The 20,693-nt window shown below is 72.5% G+C and carries 19 protein-coding genes; 7 read left to right on the forward strand and 12 right to left on the reverse strand.

What is annotated here, in order from left to right:
* Positions 1-163 precede the first annotated feature (163 nt).
* The 3 genes from ACIBK8_RS10370 (at position 164) to ACIBK8_RS10380 (ending at position 3,695) form a co-directional block, all read left to right on the forward strand.
* The gene (locus ACIBK8_RS10370; protein ID WP_227046123.1) at positions 164-661 is read left to right on the forward strand and encodes a MarR family winged helix-turn-helix transcriptional regulator; all 498 of its coding nucleotides are present in this window, start codon (positions 164-166) and stop codon (positions 659-661) included.
* Between the two features lie 93 nt (positions 662-754).
* A complete protein-coding gene (locus tag ACIBK8_RS10375) occupies positions 755-1,549 on the forward strand; it encodes an SDR family NAD(P)-dependent oxidoreductase (protein WP_399041304.1) in 795 nt (264 codons plus the stop codon).
* A gap of 148 nt (positions 1,550-1,697) precedes the next feature.
* Positions 1,698-3,695 (forward strand): beta-galactosidase, encoded by a 1,998-nt coding sequence (locus ACIBK8_RS10380; protein WP_399041305.1) that lies wholly within the window; start codon positions 1,698-1,700, stop codon positions 3,693-3,695.
* Here the strand turns inward: ACIBK8_RS10380 and ACIBK8_RS10385 are convergent.
* The 4 genes from ACIBK8_RS10385 to galT all read right to left on the reverse strand — a co-directional run bounded on the left by ACIBK8_RS10385 (position 3,692) and on the right by galT (position 8,039).
* A complete protein-coding gene (locus ACIBK8_RS10385) occupies positions 3,692-4,465 on the reverse strand; it encodes a response regulator transcription factor (protein WP_399041306.1) in 774 nt (257 codons plus the stop codon). The two genes, ACIBK8_RS10380 and ACIBK8_RS10385, sit on opposite strands and share 4 nt — an antisense overlap.
* Before the next feature lie 299 nt (positions 4,466-4,764).
* On the reverse strand, positions 4,765-5,985 hold the full coding sequence (gene galK, locus ACIBK8_RS10390) for a galactokinase (RefSeq protein ID WP_399041307.1): 1,221 nt from the start codon (positions 5,983-5,985) through the stop codon (positions 4,765-4,767).
* 15 nt (positions 5,986-6,000) lie between these two features.
* A complete protein-coding gene (galE, locus tag ACIBK8_RS10395) occupies positions 6,001-6,969 on the reverse strand; it encodes a UDP-glucose 4-epimerase GalE (RefSeq protein WP_399041308.1) in 969 nt (322 codons plus the stop codon).
* Positions 6,966-8,039 carry a galactose-1-phosphate uridylyltransferase gene (gene galT / locus ACIBK8_RS10400; protein WP_399041309.1) on the reverse strand — a complete coding sequence of 358 codons (1,074 nt, stop codon included), beginning with the start codon at positions 8,037-8,039 and terminating at the stop codon, positions 6,966-6,968. Before galT ends, galE begins: the two co-directional genes overlap by 4 nt.
* Before the next feature lie 279 nt (positions 8,040-8,318).
* Here galT and ACIBK8_RS10405 point away from each other — a divergent pair, with 279 nt between their 5' ends.
* Together ACIBK8_RS10405 and ACIBK8_RS10410 are read left to right on the forward strand one after the other, a co-directional pair.
* Complete coding sequence (locus ACIBK8_RS10405) at positions 8,319-9,989, forward strand: sodium:solute symporter family protein (RefSeq protein ID WP_399041311.1); 1,671 nt, start codon at positions 8,319-8,321, stop codon at positions 9,987-9,989.
* Positions 9,990-10,008: 19 nt separating this feature from the next.
* Positions 10,009-10,317 (forward strand): hypothetical protein, encoded by a 309-nt coding sequence (locus ACIBK8_RS10410; RefSeq protein WP_399041312.1) that lies wholly within the window; start codon positions 10,009-10,011, stop codon positions 10,315-10,317.
* A gap of 36 nt (positions 10,318-10,353) precedes the next feature.
* Here ACIBK8_RS10410 and ACIBK8_RS10415 read toward each other — a convergent pair whose 3' ends face one another.
* The 3 genes from ACIBK8_RS10415 to ACIBK8_RS10425 form a co-directional block, all read right to left on the reverse strand.
* Positions 10,354-11,052, reverse strand: a complete 699-nt coding sequence (locus tag ACIBK8_RS10415; RefSeq protein ID WP_399041313.1) for a GPP34 family phosphoprotein — start codon at positions 11,050-11,052, stop codon at positions 10,354-10,356.
* A gap of 67 nt (positions 11,053-11,119) precedes the next feature.
* A complete protein-coding gene (locus ACIBK8_RS10420; RefSeq protein ID WP_393683195.1) occupies positions 11,120-11,794 on the reverse strand; it encodes a response regulator transcription factor in 675 nt (224 codons plus the stop codon).
* Between the two features lie 172 nt (positions 11,795-11,966).
* Positions 11,967-13,763 (reverse strand): ABC-F family ATP-binding cassette domain-containing protein, encoded by a 1,797-nt coding sequence (locus tag ACIBK8_RS10425; protein WP_399041314.1) that lies wholly within the window; start codon positions 13,761-13,763, stop codon positions 11,967-11,969.
* A 149-nt stretch (positions 13,764-13,912) separates the two neighbouring features.
* Between ACIBK8_RS10425 and ACIBK8_RS10430 the strand changes: the two genes are divergently transcribed.
* Entirely contained in the window at positions 13,913-14,290 is a 378-nt protein-coding gene (locus tag ACIBK8_RS10430) for a hypothetical protein (RefSeq protein ID WP_399041315.1), read from the forward strand.
* A 20-nt stretch (positions 14,291-14,310) separates the two neighbouring features.
* Here the strand turns inward: ACIBK8_RS10430 and ACIBK8_RS10435 are convergent, their stop codons facing one another.
* The 5 genes from ACIBK8_RS10435 to rsmI form a co-directional block, all read right to left on the reverse strand.
* Positions 14,311-15,210 (reverse strand): 4-(cytidine 5'-diphospho)-2-C-methyl-D-erythritol kinase, encoded by a 900-nt coding sequence (locus ACIBK8_RS10435; RefSeq protein ID WP_399041317.1) that lies wholly within the window; start codon positions 15,208-15,210, stop codon positions 14,311-14,313.
* Positions 15,207-16,124 carry a 16S rRNA (adenine(1518)-N(6)/adenine(1519)-N(6))-dimethyltransferase RsmA gene (rsmA, locus tag ACIBK8_RS10440; protein ID WP_399041318.1) on the reverse strand — a complete coding sequence of 306 codons (918 nt, stop codon included), beginning with the start codon at positions 16,122-16,124 and terminating at the stop codon, positions 15,207-15,209. Before rsmA ends, ACIBK8_RS10435 begins: the two co-directional genes overlap by 4 nt.
* Before the next feature lie 132 nt (positions 16,125-16,256).
* The gene (locus ACIBK8_RS10445) at positions 16,257-17,126 is read right to left on the reverse strand and encodes a TatD family hydrolase (protein WP_399041320.1); all 870 of its coding nucleotides are present in this window, start codon (positions 17,124-17,126) and stop codon (positions 16,257-16,259) included.
* An 88-nt stretch (positions 17,127-17,214) separates the two neighbouring features.
* Complete coding sequence (locus tag ACIBK8_RS10450) at positions 17,215-17,688, reverse strand: hypothetical protein (protein WP_399041321.1); 474 nt, start codon at positions 17,686-17,688, stop codon at positions 17,215-17,217.
* A 201-nt stretch (positions 17,689-17,889) separates the two neighbouring features.
* A complete protein-coding gene (gene rsmI / locus ACIBK8_RS10455; RefSeq protein WP_399041323.1) occupies positions 17,890-18,759 on the reverse strand; it encodes a 16S rRNA (cytidine(1402)-2'-O)-methyltransferase in 870 nt (289 codons plus the stop codon).
* Positions 18,760-18,857: 98 nt separating this feature from the next.
* Between rsmI and ACIBK8_RS10460 the strand changes: the two genes are divergently transcribed.
* Positions 18,858-20,585, forward strand: coding sequence for a dolichyl-phosphate-mannose--protein mannosyltransferase (locus tag ACIBK8_RS10460; protein ID WP_399041324.1), 1,728 nt, complete (start codon positions 18,858-18,860; stop codon positions 20,583-20,585).
* Positions 20,586-20,693: the final 108 nt, after the last annotated feature.

Raw genomic sequence — 20,693 nt, forward strand, 5'->3', positions numbered from 1 at the left:
GCAAAACCCCTCTGCTGGTACAGGGCCGGTACTGGGCCGTCGCGGGTTCGGTTCTGGCCAACCCGCCGGAATCACGGGTTCCCGCCGACATGCCCAATAGTCGACGAAAATATATCTCGACGTCAAGAGACTTCATGTCGACAGACCCTTTACACTGATCGTCATGGAGGACGAGGTCGACCGACTGGTCGCAGCATGGCGCCGAGAGCGCCCGGACCTCGACGTGGAACCGCTTGAGGTCCTCAGCCGAGTCTCCAGGCTGGCCAGGCACCTCGACCGGGCCCGCCGCATCGCCTTCTCCGAGGTCGGCCTGGAACCCTGGGAGTTCGACGTGCTCACCGCCCTGCGGCGGGCCGGCGCACCGTACCAGCTCTCACCCGGCGCGCTGCTGACGCAGACCCTGGTGACCTCCGGCACGATGACCAACCGCATCGACAGGCTCGCCAAGAAGGACCTCGTCGAGCGGCTGCCCGACCCCAGCGACCGGCGCGGCGTGCTGGTCAGGCTGACCCCCGCCGGACGCGACAAGGCCGACGAGTCGCTGGCCGGACTCCTCACCCAGGAACGTGCCATTCTCGCCGAACTCTCCCGCCAGCAGCGCGCCGAACTGGCCGGTCTGCTACGCCGGTTGACCGGACCTTTCGACAACATCCCCGGGTGAGCGGCGGGGCGCCGCCGGTATCCGTACGGCGCCCGGCCCCCGCCCCTCCGACGGCCCCTTGCCCGCCGCCGCCCGGTGGGCTTGGATCGCGCCATGAGCCCGCGCGCACCACACCCGGCATCCGGTGGCCCCCACGGCAGGCGGTTCCAGGGCCGTACGGTCGTGGTGACCGGCGCCGCCGCCGGTATCGGGGCGGCCACCGCCGACCGGCTGGCCGCCGAGGGCGCCGCGGTACTGCTGCTCGACATCGACGACCCGCGCGGCGAGCACACCGCGCGGCGCATCCGGGCGGCCGGCGGAGTGGCCTCGTTCGAGCACTGCGACGTGGCGAGCGAGGACGACTGGCGCTGCGCCGTGGACGCCGCGCGGCAGCGGTACGGGCCGGTCGACGGGCTGGTCAGCAACGCGTTCTGGCCCTACGTGGCGGCTGCGGGCGACACCCCGCTCGCGGACTGGGAACGGCAGCTCGCGGTCAACCTCACCGGCTCCTTCATCGGCGTCCGCGCCGCCCTGGACGACCTGCGCGAGAGAGCCGGATCCGTGGTCCTCACCTCGTCCGTGCACGCCCTGATCGGACTGCCGGGACGGCCCGCGTACGCCGCGTCCAAGGCCGGGCTGACCGGTCTCGCCCGCCAACTGGCCGTCGAGTACGGGCCCGAGGTACGGGTCAACAGCGTGCTGCCCGGCCCGGTGCTCACCGCCGCCTGGGACGGCATCGGCGAGGAGGAGCGGCGGGCCAGCGCCGGGGAGACCGCGGCGCGGCGGCTCGGGCGGCCCGAAGAGGTCGCCGCGGCCATCGCGTTCCTGCTGTCCGGCGAGGCGTCGTTCGTGACCGGCGCGAGCCTGGTGGTGGACGGCGGCTGGAGCGTCTACAAGAACTCTTCCTGAACTTCGGCCACCGGGCCGCGCCACGCCTTGAAGCCGGGCCGCGGAGGCTGAATGCTGAGCCGGATCTGACGGCCCGCTCCCCAGGCCGTCAGCCCGCATCCGCGACCGGCGGGGCCGCGACCCGCCGGATCCCGACCCAGGGGGTCCGATGGGCATCCGATTCGGCGGCGACTACAACCCCGAGCAGTGGCCCGAGGAGGTGTGGGCCGACGACCTGGAGCTGATGCGGAAGGCCCGCGTCTCGATGGTCACCGCCGGGATCTTCTCCTGGGCCAGGGTCCAACCCCGGCCCGATGTCTGGGACTTCGGCTGGTTCGACCGGGTCATGGACGGCCTCGCCGGGGCCGGCATCGACGTCTGCCTGGCGACGATGACCGCGTCCCCGCCGCCCTGGCTGAGCCACGCGCACCCCGGGATGCTGCCCGAGGACGCGGACGGGCGGCGCCGCTGGCCGGGCGCCCGGCAGCACTACTGCCCCTCAAGCCCCGTCTACCGCAGCCACGCCGTCCGGCTCGTCGAACGGCTCGCCACCCGCTACGCCGGACACCCCGCGCTCGCCCTGTGGCACATCGGCAACGAGTACGGCTGCCACACCCGGCAGTGCTTCTGCGAGGTGTCGGCCGCCGACTTCCGGCGCTGGCTGCGCGCCCGCTACACCACCGTCGACGCGCTCAACGACGCCTGGTCGACGGCCTTCTGGTCGCAGGCGTACGGCGACTTCGACGAGGTGCTGCCGCCGCGCACCGCGCCCACCTTCCCCAACCCCGCCCAGCAGCTGGACTACCTACGGTTCGGTGACGAGGCGCTGCGGGCCTGTTATCTGGCCGAAAAGGAGGTGCTGGACCGCCTCGCGCCCGGCGTCCCGGTGACCACCAACCTGATGCCGCAGCACAAGCCCGTCGACGCGTTCGCCTGGGCGCCGCACCTGGACGCGATGGCACTGGACTTCTATCAGGACCCGCACGTGCCCGACGACCACATCAGGGCCGGGTACGCCTTCGACCTGATGCGCTCGGCGGGCGGCGGACGGCCCTGGCTGCTGCTCGAACAGGCGCCGGGCGCGGTCAACTGGCGGCCCCGCAACGGCCCCAAGCCGCCGGGCGCGATGCGGCTGTGGAGCTGGCAGGCGGTGGCGCAGGGCGCGGACGCGGTGCTGTTCTTCCAGTGGCGGCAGTCGCTGGGCGGGGCGGAGAAATTCCACTCGGCGATGCTGCCGCACGCCGGCAGCGACACCCGCATCTTCCGCGAAGTCACCGCCCTGGGCGCCGAGTTGGCCGCCGTCCCGGAGATCGAGGGCACCAGATCGCGGGCCGACGTGGCGCTGCTCGCCGACTGGAACAGCTGGTGGGCGCTGGAACTGGACTCCAAGCCGTCCACCGCGCTCGACCTCGCGCAGCTCTCGATCGAGCACTACCGCCCGCTGTTCGAAGCCGGCGTGGCCTGCGACATCGTGCCGCCCGGACGCGATCTGACCGGCTACCGCATGGTCGTCGTCCCCCACCTGTATCTGCTGACCGCCGAGGACGCGCGGCGGCTGACCGACTACGTACGCGACGGCGGGCGGCTGCTGGTGTCGTTCTTCTCCGGGATCGTCGACGCGCACGACCGGGTGCACCCCGGTGGCGCCCCCGCGCCGCTGCGGGAGGTGCTGGGCCTGCGGGTGGAGGAGTTCTGGCCGCTGGCCGCCGGGGCGTCCGTCGCGGTGGGCGGCGCCTACACCGGACGGGCGGACCTGTGGTCGGAGGCGATCGACCTCGAAGGGGCCGACGCGGTGGCGCACTTCACCGACGGCGACCTCGCCGGGCGGCCCGCGGTGACCCGGCACAACTACGGGCGTGGCACCGCCTGGTACGTCGGCACCCGCCTCGAACCCGGCCTGCGGCGGGCCCTGTGGGACGACGTGCGGGAGGCGGCGGGTGTGGCCCCCGTCCTGCCGGGACTGCCCGACGGGATGCAGGCGACGGTCAGGGAGGGCGCGGGCGGGCGGTTCCTGTTCCTGCTCAACCACGGGGGCGCCCCGGCCGATGTCACGCTGCCAGGCCCGATGCGGGACGCGCTGGCCGGGGACGCGGCGGCCCTGGAGCGGGTCACGCTGGACGCCCGGGGGGTCGCGGTGCTCACCGACCTGCCGTCGGACACGCCCTAAGCCAGCGGCACAGGCGCCGCGGTGCCCGTCGGCTCCGCGGGGCCCACTCCGGCGCGGCGGGCCAGCGCCACGGCGGCCAGGGTGGAGTGCACGCCGAGCTTGCCGAGGACGTTCTGCATGTGGGTGCGGACGGTGTGCGGGGAGAGGAAGAGGCGTTCGGCGACGGCCTTGCGGCCCAGGCCCGCCACCATGCAGCGCAGCACCTCACGCTCGCGCGGGGTCAGCGACTCCACCAGCCGCTCGCTCTCCGTGCGGTGCTTACGGGCCGCGGTCAGCTCGCGCAGCACGCCGGTCAGCAGGGCGGGCGGCAGATGCGTTTCCTCGCGCAGCACGCCGCGGATGACGGCCAGCAGCCTGGAGAGCGAGCAGTCCTTGGCGACCCAGCCCCGGGCGCCCGCCAGGAGGGCAGCCGCCGCGCGGCGCGGGTCGTCGCGTTCGGCGAGGACGACCGTGCGCAGCGCGGGATGGCCCGCGCTCACCGCGGAGACCAGCGTGATGCCGTCGAAGGACGCGGCGCGTACGGCGCCGTCCCTGGCCGCCGGCTGCGGGGGCACCGCGGTCAGCTGGGGCGCGGTGCCGCTGAGGTCGGCGTCGGCCAGCAGGACGTCGAAAGGGCGCCCCTCGGCGGCCGACCTGTCGAGGGTGCGCAGCGCGGCGTGGCCGCTGCCCGCCGCCGCAGCGCAGACGTCCGCCTCCGCCGCCAGTGCGGCGGCCAGGGATTCGGCGAAGATGCGGTGGTTGTCGACCACCAGTACCCGGATGCGTTGCACGAAGACCCCCTGTCTTAGGGGAACGGACCATAGCGGGCACGGGGCCCGGGGGACAGCTCGCCGCAACCGCACAGCCGCCGCCGTGCCGACATGGCTACCCCGCCCCGGACGCCGTACCCGCACTCCGCGACCGCGTTCGGCGCCGAGGGGTACCGCTCTCCCCTGATCAGCACCGGCCCCCACCGGCACTGATCTCAGCATACGGACAGGTCCGTACGGCGGGGGAAGATTGCCGAAACTCGCGGCGCGCGGCGCCTTTTCGCGCCCGCGCGCGGGACCGGCCCGCGCGCCCGCCGGCGTCAGGCGAGGCGGCGCGCCCCGGGCCCAGGCACCGCCGTGAAGATCCGCGGCGCGGCATGTCCCGCCGCCGCGAACGCCGCGGTGACGGCGGCGCTCACGGTGTCCGCCGCCGCCTCGTCGACGAGCACGATCGCCGAGCCGCCGAAGCCGCCGCCGGTCATCCGCGCCCCGACGGCGCCCGCCGCGAGCGCGGTGTCGACGGCGAGGTCCAACTCGGCGCAGGAGATCGCGAAGTCGTCGCGGAGCGAGGCGTGGCCCGCGGTCAGCAGCGGTCCGATGGCGCGGATGTCGCCCGCGTCCAGGTGCGCGACGACCTCTTCGACCCGGTGGTTCTCGGTGACGATGTGCCGCACCAGCGCGCGGGTGTCCGGCATGTCCGGCGTGTCCGGCAACGTGGCGAGCGCGTCGGCGAGTTGAGCGTGAGGAACGTCGCGCAGCGCGGGCACGCCGAGCGCCCGCGCGCCGCGCTCGCACCCGGCGCGCCGCTCGGCGTACGCGCCGTCCCCCAGCTCGTGCTTGACGCGGGTGTCGACAACCAGCAGCCGCAGCCCCTGGGCCGCCACGTCGAACGGGACCTGGCGGCTGCGCAGGTCGCGGGTGTCGAGGAAGAGGGCGTGACCTGCGGTGCAGCAGGCGGCTGCGGTCTGGTCCATGATCCCGCAGGGCACGCCGACGAACGCGTTCTCGGCGCGCTGCGTCAGTCGGGCCAGGCGCTGCGGGGTGAGGCCGAGCGCGTAGAGGTCGTTGAGGGCGAGTGCGGTGACGACCTCCAGGGCTGCCGACGAGGAGAGTCCGGCGCCGGTGGGCACCGTGCTGTCGACGTGCAGGTCGGCGCCGCCGACCGGCAGCCCGGCTTCCCGCATCGCCCAGACGACACCGGCCGGGTAGGCGGCCCAGCGGCCGTCCGGTGCGGGCCGGTCGCCGTCCGGTGCGGGCCGCAGAGTGTCGATGCGCAGTTCGACGATGCCGCCTTCGGCGTTGCCCGAGTGCAGCCGCAGGACGCCGTCGGTGCGGGGGGTGACGGCGGCGATGGTGGTGTGCGGCAGGGCCAGGGGCATCACGAAGCCGTCGTTGTAGTCGGTGTGTTCACCGATGAGGTTGACCCGTCCAGGCGCCGCCCAGATTCCTGCGGGGGCGGCGCCGTACACCGCGCGGAAGGCCGCTTCGGTGGGCGCGGCGCCGTGCTCCGCGGCCGGAGTGGCGGCTTCGTGCGCGATCATGCGGGGCTCCTTGGTTCAGGACTGCTCGGCCGGGCGCCGGGCGAACTCCCAGGCGTCCGCGACGATTCCGGCGAGGTCGGTGCGGGTGGGCCGCCAGCCGAGGCGGTCGATGGCGGTCCGCGCGGAGGCGACCAGGACGGCCGGGTCGCCCGGCCTGCGCGGGGCGGCCACCTCGGGGACGGGGTGCCCGGTGACCTTGCGGACGGTCTCGATGACCTCGCGGACCGAGAAGCCGTTGCCGTTGCCGAGGTTGCAGATGAGGTGCTCGCCGGGGGTGGCCGCGTCCAGCGCCAGCAGATGCGCATCGGCGAGGTCGGCGACGTGGAGGTAGTCGCGTACGCAGGTGCCGTCGGGGGTCGGGTAGTCGTCGCCGTAGACGGAGATCGCCGGGCGCCTGCCCTGGGCGACCTGGAGGACGAGCGGGATGAGGTGCGACTCGGGGTCGTGGCGCTCGCCGCAACTCCCGTACGCGCCCGCGACGTTGAAGTAGCGCAGCGATACGGCGGCCAGGCCGTGGGCCGCCGCCTGGCCGCTGATCATGTGGTCGACGGCGAGCTTGCTCGCGCCGTAGGGGCTGGTGGGCGCGGTGGCGGCGGATTCGGTGATCGGGGTGACCGCCGGCTCGCCGTAGGTGGCGGCGGTGGAGGAGAAGACGAGCGTGCCGACACTCGCGGCGCGCATCGCGGCGAGCAGGTCCATGGTGCCGCCGACGTTGTTGCGCCAGTACTTGTCCGGGTCCGCGACGGACTCGCCGACCTGGGAGAACGCGGCGAAGTGCAGGACGGCGTCGTAGGAGGCGTCGAGGTGCCGGGCGGCGTCCTGGATGCGGCCCTCGACGAAACGGGCGCCGTCGGGGACGCCCTCGCGGTGGCCCGTGGAGAGGTCGTCGAGCACGGTCACGTCGTGGCCGGCCTCCAGCAGATGCGCGGCGACGACGCTGCCGACATATCCCGCTCCGCCCGTGACCAGGTACTTCTTGCTCACTTGCTGGCTACCTCTCGCAGTCGCTCGGCCGCGGCTTCCGGCGGCACATCGTTGATGAACACATTCATGCCGGATTCGGAACCCGCGAGAAACTTCAGCTTTCCGGGAGTGCGGCGAATGGTGAAAAGCTCAAGGTGGAGCGCGAACTCGGCGCGGTCGGCGGCCCGTACGGGCGCCTGGTGCCAGGCGGCGATGTACGGGGTGCGGGCGGCGCCCGGCGTGCGCGGTCCCCGTCCGTCACCCTCGTCGAAGATCCGGTCGAACCTCCGCAAGAGTTCCAGGTAGATCTGTGGGAACTCTGTGCGTGCCGCGTCGTCCAGGGCGGTCAGGTCGGGCACCCGGCGGCGGGGGTAGAGGTGCACCTCGTAGGGCCAGTGGGCGGCGTACGGGACAAAGGCGGTCCAGTGGTCGCCCTCCAGGACGATGCGGTGGCCCGCGGCGCGTTCGTCGGCGAGTACGTCGTCGAAGAGGTTGCGGCCTCCGGTGGCCTCGCGGTGGGCGGCGAGCGAGGTGAGCATCCGCTCGGTGCGGGGGGTGGTGAAGGGGTACGCGTAGATCTGGCCGTGCGGATGGCCGAGGGTGACGCCGATCTCCGCGCCGCGGTTCTCAAAGCAGAAGACCTGTGCCACCTGCGGGAGTTGGGACAGGGCCGCGGTGCGGTCGGTCCAGGCGTCCAGGACCAGGGCGGCCTGCGCGGGGGTGAGGTCGGCGAAGGACGCGTCGTGGTCGGGGGTGAAGCAGACGACCTCGCAGCGGCCACTGTCGCCGGCGAGCGAGGGGAAGCGGTTCTCGAAGACGGCGACGTCGTAGTCGGCCTCGGGGATCTCGGTGAGCCGGCCCGCGCGCGTCGGGCAGAGCGGGCACTGGTCGGCCGGCGGGTGGTAGGTGCGGCCCTGGCGGTGCGAGGCGATGGCGACGGCGTCGCCGAGCAGCGGGTCGTGCCGGATCTCGGACGCGGTGGAGACCGGGTCGAGGGGGCGGCGGTCGGTGGCGGTGCGGGCGGTGTCGTCGCGGGAGTCGTAGTAGATGAGCTCCCGGCCGTCCGCCAGCCGGGTCGTCGTCTTCTTCACGGGAGCTCCTCACCAGCGACCAAACACAAACAAACACAATGAAGCACAACCCAACAGCCCCGTCAACACGGAACCCGGGCAGGCGGATTCGGCACTCCCCAGCAGGCGTTATCCGCCCTTTCCGGCCAAACGGCCCGAGGCGATCCCCCTTGGCCAAACTGAAACGAACAGAAGTGTTCAGTTTCCGGAACCTCGCGCGTAGGTTTTTGTGCGTTCCACGCGAGCACAACGATGTGTCCTCTGGGGGCCACCCCCAGACCCCCGGAAAAGAGTGCCCCCATGATCACCTTGGCCGAAGGGCTCCGGCTCCCCACCAACGCGCTCGACTACACGATCCTGGCCCTCTACTTCGCCGTCGTCCTCGGCATCGGCTTCGCCGCCCGGCGCAGCGTCAGGACGAGCCTGGACTTCTTTCTCTCCGGCCGGTCACTGCCCGCCTGGGTCACCGGTCTCGCGTTCGTCGCCGCCAACCTCGGCGCCACCGAAATCCTCGGGATGGCCGCCAACGGCGCGCAGTACGGCGCCTACACCGTCCACTGGTACTGGATCGGCGCCATCCCCGCCATGGTCTTCCTCGGCCTGGTGATGATGCCGTTCTACTACGGCTCCAAGGTCCGCTCGGTGCCGGAATTCCTGCTGCACCGCTTCGGCCCTTCCTCGCACCTGCTGTCGTCGGTGATCTTCGCCGTCTCGTCCGTGCTGATCGCCGGCGTGAACCTGTACGCCATGGCGATCGTCCTCCAGGCGCTGCTCGGCTGGCCGCAGTGGGTCGCGATCGTCGTCGCCGGCTTCTTCGTCCTCGCGTACATCACCATCGGCGGCCTCTCCTCGGCGATCTACAACGAAGTGCTCCAGTTCTTCGTCATCCTCGCCGCGCTGATACCGCTGACCATCGTCGGACTCAAGCGCGTCGGCGGCTGGGACGGGCTGACCGACTCGCTGTCCTCCTCGCACGGCGACGCGTTCCTCACCGCCTGGAAGGGCACCGGCATCGGCGAGGCCAACCCGCTCGGCGCCAACTGGCTGACCATCGTGCTCGGCCTCGGCTTCGTGATGAGCTTCGGCTACTGGACGACCAACTTCGCCGAGGTGCAGCGCGCCCTGTCCGCGAAGAACCTGTCCGCCGCCAAGCGCACCCCGCTGATCGCCGCCTTCCCCAAGATCTTCATCCCGCTGGTCGTGGTCGTGCCCGGCCTGATCGCGCTGGTCATGGAGCCCTCGCTGGGCAAGTCCAAGGACGGCCTCCAGTACAACGACGCCATCCCCGTCCTGATGCGCGACCTGCTGCCCAACGGTGTGCTCGGCATCGCCGTGACCGGCCTGCTCGCCGCCTTCATGGCCGGCATGGCCGCCAACGTGTCGTCCTTCAACACCGTCTTCACCAACGACATCTGGGCCGCGTACCTCAAGAAGGGCCGCCCGGACGGCTATTACCTCAAGACCGGACGCGTGGTCACCGCCGTCGGCGTGCTGATCGGCATGGGCACCGCCTTCATCGCGTCCAGCTTCAGCAACATCATGAACTACCTCCAGACGCTGTTCTCCTTCTTCAACGTCCCGCTGTTCGTGGTGTTCATCATCGGCATGTTCTGGAAGCGGACCAGCGCCGCCGCCGGATTCTGGGGCCTGCTCTCCGGCACCGTCGCCGCGATGATCAACTACTTCTGGCTCTACAAGCAGGGCATCATCGCCATCCCGTCCGAGCAGGGCGCCAACTTCGTCTCCTCGATCGTCGCCTTCGTCGTCGGCGCCGTGGTGATGCTGATCGTCACCCTGATCACCAGGCCCGAGCCCGCCGAGAAGCTCGCCGGACTCGTCTACGGCACCCGGTCGCCCGACATGGCGGAGCTGCCCGCTGAGGGCGACGACGCCTGGTACCGCAAGCCGGCCCTGCTGGGCTGGGGCGCGGTCGTGCTCGCCGCCCTCTGCTACATCCCCTTCTCCTTCTGAGTCTGCCGAGGACTGCACCATGAGCGACTACCAGCACGAAGTCGAGGAACTGGAACGCGAGTCCGCGACCGCCGCGCGACTCTTCGATGTACGGCGCATCATCGGCGGCCTCTTCGTCGTCTACGGAGTGATCGTCACCATCGCGGGCATCACCGCGTCCGACGCCGACCTCAAGAAGGCCCAGGACATCAACATCAACCTCTGGACGGGCCTTGGCATGCTCGCCCTCGGACTGTTCTTCCTCATCTGGCTCACACTGCGGCCCGCCGTCCCGCCGACCGCCGACGAACTCCGCGAGGAGATGACGGACGGGCCCCCGGCCCCCTGACCGTGGCGCGGGCGGCCACGGTCGCCCGCGCCACGGTCAGCCGCCGTCGTTCCGCGCCGGAATCGCGAAACCCAGCGCCCTGCTGGTGTCCCGCAGCTCCTCGGGAAGATGCGCCACGGCGGTGCCGCGCCCGTGGTCGAGCCGCTGCCGCCACGTCAGCGCAAGCCGCAGCTCCCCGCTCAGCCCGGCGCCCTCCACGAGATCGCCGAGGAACAGCAGCTGCGTGGTCAGCGGCGAACGGCCGCCGTACGCGGCACGCAGCTCGTTGATCAGCGTGTTGCGCACCACGAAGTCCGGATGGCGGCGCTCCCGCCTCAGCAACACGCCCGGCTCGTGGCGCAGCATGCGGCGATCGGTCAGCGCGCCCCGGTGCAGGGCCAGCGCCGCACCGCCGCGGGCCCGCAGCCACCGGTCAGCCGCCGGGGGCTTCGGCCCGGCCGCGGACCGGCGCGCCAGCTCGGCCAGCACCTCACCGGCCCAGGCCGGGTCACCGGACCCGGCACCCCCGGCGTCGACCAGCTCGATCCTGCCGCGCCCGTGATAGACGTCGAAACCGAACTTCTTGGACTTACGGCTACGGACCACCAGCCTGCCGCGCAGCGCCAGTTCGCCCAGCTCCGCCGCCGCACATCCGGCAGCCGTCCGCCTCGCGTCGGACACCCGCCCGGAGTCCGGATGCGCCAGCAGGAGGAACGCCTCGGGCAGGGACAGGAACTGCGGCTCAGGAACGGGCATGCCCTCATCCTGCCCGGCCCGCAACTCCCCCGCACTGCACCGGCGTTCGGGAATCCCGCGCCCCGGCTCAGCCCCCGCAGCCCGTCATCCGCTCCAGCAGCCCCGTACGCGCCGCCAGCGCCGCCGCCTCCAGGCGCGAGCCCACCTCAAGCTTCATCAGCACCCGCTGCACATGCGTCCGCGCGGTGCTCGGCGCCGTCCCCATCCCCGCCGCGATCTGCCGGGTGTCCTCACCCTCGGCGACCCGCATCAGCACCTCGATCTCGCGCGGGGTCAGCAGCGCAAGGAGTCGCGCCCCCTCGTCGTCCGGCTGCGCCACCGGATGCAGCAGTTCGTGGAACGCCTGCTGCAGCAACTGCGGGGCGACGGCCGCGTCACCGGCCCGCGCCCGCAGCATGGCGCGCTCCACACCCTCGATCCGCTCGTCGTGCCGGACGTAACCGGACGCCCCGGCGGCGAAGGCGGCGCCGATCCCCCGCGGGCTCGGCACCGGGCCCAGCACCACCACGGCGATCTGCGGTCGCTCCCTCTTGATCCGCGCGACCGGGTCGAACGCGCCCTGCGCAGCCGGCTCCGCCGTTCCCAGCAGGCACACCTCCGGCGCCCTGCTGATCACCAGATCCGCGGCCCCGGCGGACGGCGCAGCCGCCGCGAGCACCCGGTGCCCCCGCAGTTTCAGGGCCGAGGCGAGCGCCTCGGCCAGCAGACGGTGATCGTCGACCACCATGAGCCGCACGCCCATCCAGCACCCTCTCCATCCCGGCGGGGCCGGCCCCGGCCCCCGCCGGGCCCCTCCGTCCACGGGAAGCTACACGCTCGTCGGGCGATGCGCGCCCCCGTCGGGCGGAAGTCGGCCGGAATACCGGGATGCGGCAGCCACGGGGCCGATTGCGGCCGGTGGCCCCGGGCGCCGCTCAGGCGTCCTCGGCCAGCTCCAGCCAGCTCATCTCCAACTCCTCGCGCTGCCCCGCCAGTTCACGCAGCTGCGCGTCCAGACCCGCGACCTTCTCGAAGTCGGTGGCGTGCTCGGCGATCTGCGCGTGCAGCTTCGCCTCCTTGTCACCGATCTTGTCCAACTGCCGCTCGATCTTCTGGAGTTCCTTCTGCGCCGCGCGGTTGACCGCCGCCGCCTTCTTCGGCGCCGCCGTCTGCGCGGGCGTCGGAGCCGCCGCCTCGCTCATCCGCTGCCTGCGCTCGATGTACTCGTCCAGGCCACGCGGCAGCATCCGCAGCGCCGCGTCACCCAGCAGCGCGAACACCCGGTCGGTGGTCCGCTCCACGAAGTACCGGTCGTGGCTGATGACGATCAGCGAACCGGGCCAGCCGTCGAGCAGGTCCTCCAGCTGCGTCAGCGTCTCGATGTCGAGGTCGTTGGTCGGCTCGTCGAGGAACAGCACGTTCGGCTCGTCCATCAGCAGCCGCAGGATCTGCAACCGCCGCCGCTCACCACCCGACAGATCGCCGACCGGTGTCCACTGCTTCTCCTTGCTGAAGCCGAACTGCTCGCACAGCTGCCCCGCGGTCATCTCCCGGCCCTTGCCGAGATCCACCCGCTCCCGCACCCGCTGCACCGCCTCCAGCACCCGCAGCGCCGGATCCAGCTCGGCGACCTCCTGCGAGAGATACGCCAGCTTCACGGTCTTGCCGACCACGACCCGGCCCGCCGCCGGCTGCCGCTCGCCCTGCGAACGGGCCGCCTCCGCCAGCGCCCGCAGCAGCGACGTCTTGCCCGCGCCGTTCACACCGACCAGACCGATCCGGTCACCAGGACCCAACTGCCAGGTGAGGTGCTTCAGCAGGATCTTCGGACCGGCCTGGACCGTGACGTCCTCCAACTCGAACACCGTCTTGCCCAGCCGGGAGTTGGCGAACTTCATCAGCTCGGCGGTGTCCCGCGGCGGCGGCACGTCCGCGATCAGCTCGTTCGCCGCCTCGATCCGGAACCGCGGCTTGCTGGTACGCGCCGGAGCGCCGCGCCGCAGCCACGCCAGCTCCTTGCGCATCAGGTTCTGCCGCTTGGCCTCTTCGGTGGCCGCGATCCGCTCCCGCTCGGCCCGCGCGAAGACGTAGTCGCTGTAGCCGCCCTCGTACTCGTGCACATCACCGCGCTGCACGTCCCACATCCGGGTACAGACCTGGTCGAGGAACCACCGGTCGTGCGTGACGACCACCAGCGCGGAGCGGCGGGCCTGAAGGTGCCTGGCCAGCCAGGAGATGCCCTCCACGTCGAGGTGGTTGGTCGGCTCGTCGAGCACGATCAGATCCTGCTCGGCGATCAGCAGCTTGGCCAGCGCGATCCGGCGCCGCTCGCCACCCGACAGCGGCCCGATGACGGTGTCCAGACCCTGCCCGAAACCCGGCAGGTCGAGGCCGCCGAAGAGACCGGTCAGCACGTCACGGATCTTGGCGTTGCCCGCCCACTCGTGATCCGCGAGATCGCCGATCACCTCGTGCCTGACCGTCGCCGCCGGATCCAGCGAGTCGTGCTGCGTCAGCACCCCGAGCCGCAGCCCGCCGGAGTGCGTCACCCGGCCGTCGTCCGCACCCTCCAGCTTCGCGAGGATCCGGATCAGGGTGGTCTTGCCGTCCCCGTTGCGCCCGACGACGCCGATCCGGTCCCCCTCGTTGACGCCGAGCGAGACACCGTCGAGCAGGGCACGCGTCCCGTAGACCTTGCCGACGGCTTCCAGATTGACGAGGTTGGTGGCCATTGCTCTCCTGCGCTTCCCCACGATGCGCTTCACATCGATCGACCGTTCCAGCCTAGTCGGCGCGGGAAACGGCTCGGCCCGGACGTGAGCATCGGACGTGAGCACCCGACCCGATGCCCGGCAGGGCCCGGCGGACATAGCGTGCCCTCATGAGCAATGAGCAGACGCCCGCCGTCCTTCCGCCGCCGTCCGGGGACCGGTCCGCACCCGTGGTGCCGTCCGTCGCGGGCCGCGTCGTCATCGGCCTGCTCCTGCTGGGGTTCGCCGGGGTGACGGCGCTGTTCGGGCCGTTGCTGGTGATGGCGGGCGACAACTGCTTCGAGGGCGATGCCCGCGCCATCTGCTCACCGGGCGGGCAGCGGACGGTCGGCGCGCTGCCGCTCGCGGCCGGTTCCGCCGCCGCCGTCCTCACCGTCGCGGGGCTGAGCAGTCGCCGTCGCCGTACGGCGGGCGGGATCTGCCTGGCGGCTGCGGCGGTCCTGCCCGCCCTGGCGTGGGTGGTGTCGCTGGCGGTCGTGGGGGGCTGAGACCTACGGGCCGAAGCGCCTTAGATGACCGTCGCCCCCGCCGCCGGCGCCACCGCCGTGCGTACCGCGCGGCAGGTGCCCGACGCGGTCAGGGCCGCCGCCACCCGCTGTGCCGCCTCCTCGTCCTTGACCAGGAACGCCGTCGTCGGGCCCGAGCCCGAGACCAGGGCGGCCAGGGCGCCCGCCTCGGTGCCGGCGTCGAGGGTCGCGGTGAGGGAGGGGCGCAGGGACAGGGCGGCGGGCTGGAGGTCGTTGGTGAGCGCGTCGGCGAGTGCGGTGGCGTCGCCGGACTCCAGGGCGGTCAGGACCGCGGGGGACGCCTCGGGCGCGGGGACGTCCGTGCCCTGGGTGAGGCGGTCGAACTCGCGGTAGACGGCGGGGGTGGACAGGCCGCCGTCGGCTACCGCGAAGACCCAGTGGAAGGTGCCGCCGACGGTGAGCGGGGTCAGGAGTTCGCCGCGGCCTTGGCCCAGCGCCGCGCCGCCGACCAGGCTGAACGGCACGTCGCTGCCCAACTCGGCGCAGATGTCGAGGAGTTCGTCGCGCGAGGCGCCCGTGGACCAGAGGGTGTCGCAGGCCAGCAGGGCGCCGGCCGCGTCCGCGCTGCCGCCCGCCATGCCGCCGGCGACCGGGATGTCCTTGGCGAGGTGGAGGTGGACGTCGGGCGCGATGCCGTGCCGGGCCGCGAGCAGTTCGGCGGCGCGGGCCGCGAGGTTCGTGCGGTCCAGCGGGATCTGGTCGGCGCCGCGGCCATCGGCGGTGATCCGCAGGGTGTCGGCGGGTGTCGCGGTGACCTCGTCGTAGAGGCCGACGGCGAGGAAGACGTTGGCCAGGTCGTGGAAGCCGTCCGGGCGGGCGGCGCCGACCGCCAGCTGGACGTTGACCTTCGCCGGTACCCGGACCGTGACCGATGCGCTCACGCCGCGCCTCCCTTCGCCTGACGAATGCCGGGCGCCCCGCCCGATCCCTTGTGCTCGGCGATCCGCGCGAACTCCTCGACGGTCAGCGACTCGCCGCGGGCCTGCGGCGAGACACCCGCGGCGACCAGCGCGGCCTCCGCAGCCGCCGCCGAACCCGCCCAGCCCGACAGCGCGGCCCGCAGCGTCTTGCGGCGCTGCGCGAACGCGGCGTCGACGACGGCGAAGACCTCGTCGCGGGTGGCGGTGGTCTCGGGCGGCGCCGCCCGGCGGACCAGCGAGACCAGTCCCGAGTCGACGTTCGGGGCGGGCCAGAAGACGTTGCGGCCGATCGACCCGGCGCGCTTGACCTCGGCGTACCAGTTCGCCTTGACGGACGGCACGCCGTAGACCTTGTTGCCGGGGCGGGCCGCGAGCCGGTCGGCGACCTCGGCCTGGACCATGACCAGGGTGCGGTCGATGGTCGGGAACGTCGCCAGCATGTGCAGCAGCACCGGCACCGCCACGTTGTACGGCAGGTTGGCGACCAGCGCGGTGGGTGCGGCCCCCGGCAGCTCGGTGACCTGCATCGCGTCCTGGTGGACCAGCGCGAAGTGGTCGGCGCGGCCGGGCATCCTGGCCGCGACGGTGGCGGGCAGCGCGGCGGCCAGCACCTCGTCGATCTCGACGGCGGTGACCCGGTCGGCGGCCTCCAGCAGCCCCAGGGTCAGCGACCCGAGGCCGGGGCCGACCTCGACGACGACGTCGTCGGACCGCACCTCGGCGGTCCGTACGATCCGGCGGACGGTGTTGGCGTCGATGACGAAGTTCTGGCCGCGCTGCTTGGTGGGACGCACGCCCAGCGCGGCGGCCAGCTCGCGGACATCGGCGGGGCCCAGCAGGGGGCCGGACTCGTCGCTGGTGCTGCTCTCACTCATCCCGAAGCCTCGCCGCGCGCCGCCGTGGTCACCCACGGTGCGCGCCTTTCCGTTGTTCGCTCGCTGCGCTCGTTCACCCGGTGAAGCTTACGGCCGCGCGGCGGCGTCCGGCTCCCGGCGGCCCGGCCGCGGTCAGTAGCCGAAGGCGCGTGCCGTGTTGGCCGCGACCGCGGTGGCCAGCGCGTCCTCGGTCACGCCCTTGACCTCGGCCATCGCCCGGAGTGTGACGGGGATGAGGTAGGGCGCGTTCGGCCGGCCGCGGAACGGTGCCGGGGTGAGGAAGGGCGCGTCGGTCTCGACGAGGACCAGCTCGGCGGGGGCGACGGCGAGCGCGTCGCGCAGCGGCTGGGCGTTCTTGAAGGTGACGTTGCCGGCGAACGACATGAAGTAGCCCTCTGCGGCGCAGATCCTGGCCATCTCGGCGTCGCCGGAGAAGCAGTGGAAGACGACGCGCTCGGGTGCGCCCTCCTCACGCAGGATCCGCAGGACGTCGTCGTGCGCCTCCCGGTCGTGGATGACCAGGGCCTTGCCGTGCCGCTTGGCGATCTCGATGTGGGCGCGGAACGAGCGCTGCTGTGCGGCCATGCCGTCGGGCCCGGTGCGGAAGTGGTCGAGGCCGGTCTCGCCGACGCCGCGTACCTGCGGCAGGGCGGCCAGCTCGTCGATGCCGGCCAGCGCCTCGTCGAGTGCCGCGTCGCCGCCGGGCTCGCGCGCGCCCTGCCGCGGGGTGCCGTCCGGGTCGCCCAGGACGATGCGGGGCGCTTCGTTGGGGTGCAGGGCGACGGTGGCGTGCACCGCGTCGTGGGCGGCGGCGGTCCGCGCGGCCCAGCGTGATCCTTCCAGGTCGCAGCCCACCTGGACGACGGTGGTCACGCCGACGGACGCGGCCTTGGCGAGGGCCTCGTCGACGGTGCCCGCCTGCATGTCGAGGTGGGTGTGCGAGTCGGCGACCGGCACCCGAAGCGGTTCGGGCAGCGGCGGCGGGGCGTCTTTCCGGTCCATGGCCGCGATCCTATGAGGACCGCGGCCATGGCCTCACGTCCGGGCGCCCGCCACCGTGGCCTGGCCGGGTGCCCGGCGGGTCACCGCGTCACTTGCGGTGGAGGTGCTGCAAGGGGTGCAGCAGGTCGGAGAGGTGCCAGTGGTGGCCTTCCGCGCTCTCGGCCGCCGTGCTGCCCGCGCCCTGCGCCGGCTGCTCAGCGCCGGTGGACGCCTCGGTCTCACCGGCCGGCTTCTTCGCCGTGCCGCCGGTGTGACGCTGGTACATGCTCTCCATCGCGTGCGACACCGTCGAGACCCGGCCCGCACGCATGATGCGCACGACGTTGCTGGTGCAGTTGCCGCACTTCGGGCTGGTCAGGGGCGACGGCACCCGTTCGCCGTCCGCGTAGTAGACGACGTGCGTGGCACCGGTCACGTCTATGTGGTGCTCTATCTCGTACGCCTGCTCCCAGCCGTATCCGCATCGCATGCACGCGAAGGCGTACGCCTCGTGCGCCGCGGGCTCGGTACGGGGGCCGGGGTGGGTGCCGGTGGTGGTGGGGATATCCGCGATGTCGCTCATGTGCCGCTCCTCTTGTCCGCAGGACAAGGTCTCCGGGGACCGTGCGTCCCACCTCCCAGTGGACGCCCATCCCGGCTGCGGTGCAGCTGAGGTTCTTACCTATTGGCCCAGATTTGGCCGTACGCAGGGAAAGCGTCTCACTGCGCGGCCCTTCTTTTACCTTCCAGGGTAGTCATTTACCCGCCCGAGGGCAGATCGAGATCATTTCCCCGCGGAAGGGTCGGCCCTGGCCGCGTTCTTCGCCGCCACGACCGCGTCGAACACCTCGCGCTTGGGCAGTTTCACCTCGGCGGCGACCGCGGCGATGGCCTCCTTGCGCCGCTCCCCCGCCTCCTCGCGGACCTGCACCCGGCGCACCAGTTCCTCGGGCCCCAGGTCCCCGGGCCCGGCGTCCGGCGCGCCCTCGACGACGACGGTGATCTCGCCGCGTACGCCCTCCGCCGCCCACGGCGCCAGCTCGCCGAGCGTGCCGCGCTTGACCTCCTCGTACGTCTTGGTCAGCTCACGGCAGACGGCGGCCCTGCGGTCGGCGCCGAAGACCTCGGCCATCGCGGCGAGGGTGTCGTCGAGGCGGTGCGGGGCCTCGAAGTAGACGAGGGTGCGGCGCTCGTCCGCGACCTCGCGCAGCCGGGACAGGCGCTCGCCCTGCTTACGCGGCGGGAAGCCCTCGAAGCAGAAGCGGTCGACGGGCAGTCCCGACACGGCGAGCGCGGTCAGTACGGCGCTCGGGCCCGGTACGGCGGTGACCTTGATGTCGCGCTCGACGGCGGCGGCGACGAGGCGGTAGCCGGGGTCGGAAACGGACGGCATCCCGGCGTCGGTGACCAGCAGCACCCGCGCGCCGCCGGCCAGCGCATCGGCCAGCTCGGGTGTCCTGGCCGCTTCGTTGCCCTCGAAGTAGGACACGATCCGCCCGGTCGGGGTGACGCCGAGCCCCTGCGTCAGCCGGCGCAGCCGCCGGGTGTCCTCGGCGGCGATCACGTCGGCGGCGGCCAGCTCGGTGGCGAGCCGCGGCGGCGCGTCCGCCAGCTCACCGATGGGCGTCCCTGCAAGTACCAGCGTTCCAGTCACTCCCCCATCCTCCCAGCCGTGGGCCGCCCGCCCGACCCGTCGGTACCTGCCGGGCGGCGTACGGCGCCCTCCACAGGCCGCTTCCCTACGATGGCCGGGTGACCAGTGACACCGCGACCGACGCCGTAGCCCGCAGCGCCGACGAGCAGGCCCGCCGGCCGCCCGCGTGGCAGCGCAGGCTGCGCCGCTTCGGGTACGCCGGGTGGCCGCAGGCCGATGTGCACACCCGGCTGGTGCCCGCGTTCCCCGAGCCAGGTACCCGGCTGTGGGAGGTGTGCGGCGCGGGCCCCGCGCCGGCCGCCCGGCTGGCCCGCTGGTCGGGCTGGGGCGGCCCGCTGCTGGTGACGCTGCTCGCCGGGGTGCTGCGCTTCTGGAATCTCGGCAGCCCGGACAAGGTGATATTCGACGAGACGTACTACCCCAAGGACGCCTGGGCGCTGCTGCAGTTCGGGTACGAGGGCACCTGGGACAAGAGCGCCAACGACGCGCTGGTCGGCCACCCGGCGCGGATCCTGCTGAACTCCGACCCTTCGTACGTCGTGCATCCGCCGATGGGGAAGTGGCTGATCGCGGCCGGCGAGTGGGCGTTCGGGATGAACCCCTTCGGCTGGCGGTTCATGGTGGCGCTGCTCGGCACCCTGTCGGTGCTGCTGGTCTGCCGGATCGGGCGGCGGCTGCTGCGGTCGACGGCGCTGGGCTGCCTGGCGGGCGGGCTGCTGGCCGTGGACGGGCTGCACTTCGTGATGAGCCGCACCGCGCTGCTCGACCTGATCGTGATGTTCTGGGCGGTGGCCGCGTTCGGGGCGCTGCTGCTGGACCGGGACCGCACCCGGGCCAAACTCGCCGCCGCGCTGCCGGTCGACGGGGACGGGCTGACCCGGCCCGACGGGCAGGTCGGCGACCGGCTGCGGCTCGGCTGGCGGCCGTGGCGGCTGACGGCCGGCCTCTGCCTCGGCCTGGCGTCGGCCACGAAGTGGAACGGCCTGTACTTCCTCGCCGCCTTCGCCCTGATGTCGGTGCTGTGGGACGTCGGCGCGCGCCGTACGGCGGGGGCGCGGCGGCCGTTCCGCTCGGTGCTGCGGCTCGACGTGCTGCCGGCCTTCGGCGCCACCGTCGTCCTCGCGCTCGCCACCTATCTCGCGTCCTGGTCGGGCTGGATCGCCACCAAGGGCGGCTACTACCGCAACTGGGCCACCACGCCGGACGGCCGCGGCGGTTCCTGGACCTGGCTGCCCGACTGGCTGCGCAGCCTGTGGCACTACCAGACCGAGGTCTACTCCTTCCACACCGGACTGACGACCCCGCACACCTACCAGTCCAACCCGTGGAGCTGGCTGGTCCTGGGCCGCCCCGTCTCGTACTTCTACGAGGATCCCAAGGCCGGGCACGACGGCTGCACGGCGGCGGAGGGCTGCGCCCGCGAGGTGCTGGCGCTGGGCACCCCGCTGCTGTGGTGGGCGGCCTGCTTCGCGCTGCTGTACGTCCTCTACCGCTGGCTGTTCAAGCGGGACTGGCGGGCGGGCGCCATCGCCTGCGGTGTCGCGGCCGGCTATCTGCCGTGGTTCCTCTACCAGGAGCGGACCATCTTCCTGTTCTACGCCGTGGTGTTCGTGCCGTTCCTGTGTCTGGCGGTGGCGATGATGATCGGCGCGATCGTCGGACCGCCGGGCTCGACGGAACGGCGGCGCACCGTGGGGGCGGTGGGCGCGGGTGTCCTGGTGCTGCTCATCGTCTGGAATTTCATCTACTTCTATCCGCTCTACACGGGGCTGCCGTTGCCCAAGTCGGCTTGGCATCAGCGGATGTGGTTCGACAGTTGGGTGTAGGCGGCGTCAACACCCGTGGTGTCACAGGCTGTCGACTGTGTGTCACCCGACCGTGCCCTGATCGAGACACACCGGCCTCTCGTGTCCCATAGAGTGCGAAGCACGTTC

The organism is Streptomyces sp. NPDC050161, from assembly GCF_044460025.1.
In the GTDB taxonomy this organism is placed as follows: domain Bacteria; phylum Actinomycetota; class Actinomycetes; order Streptomycetales; family Streptomycetaceae; genus Streptomyces.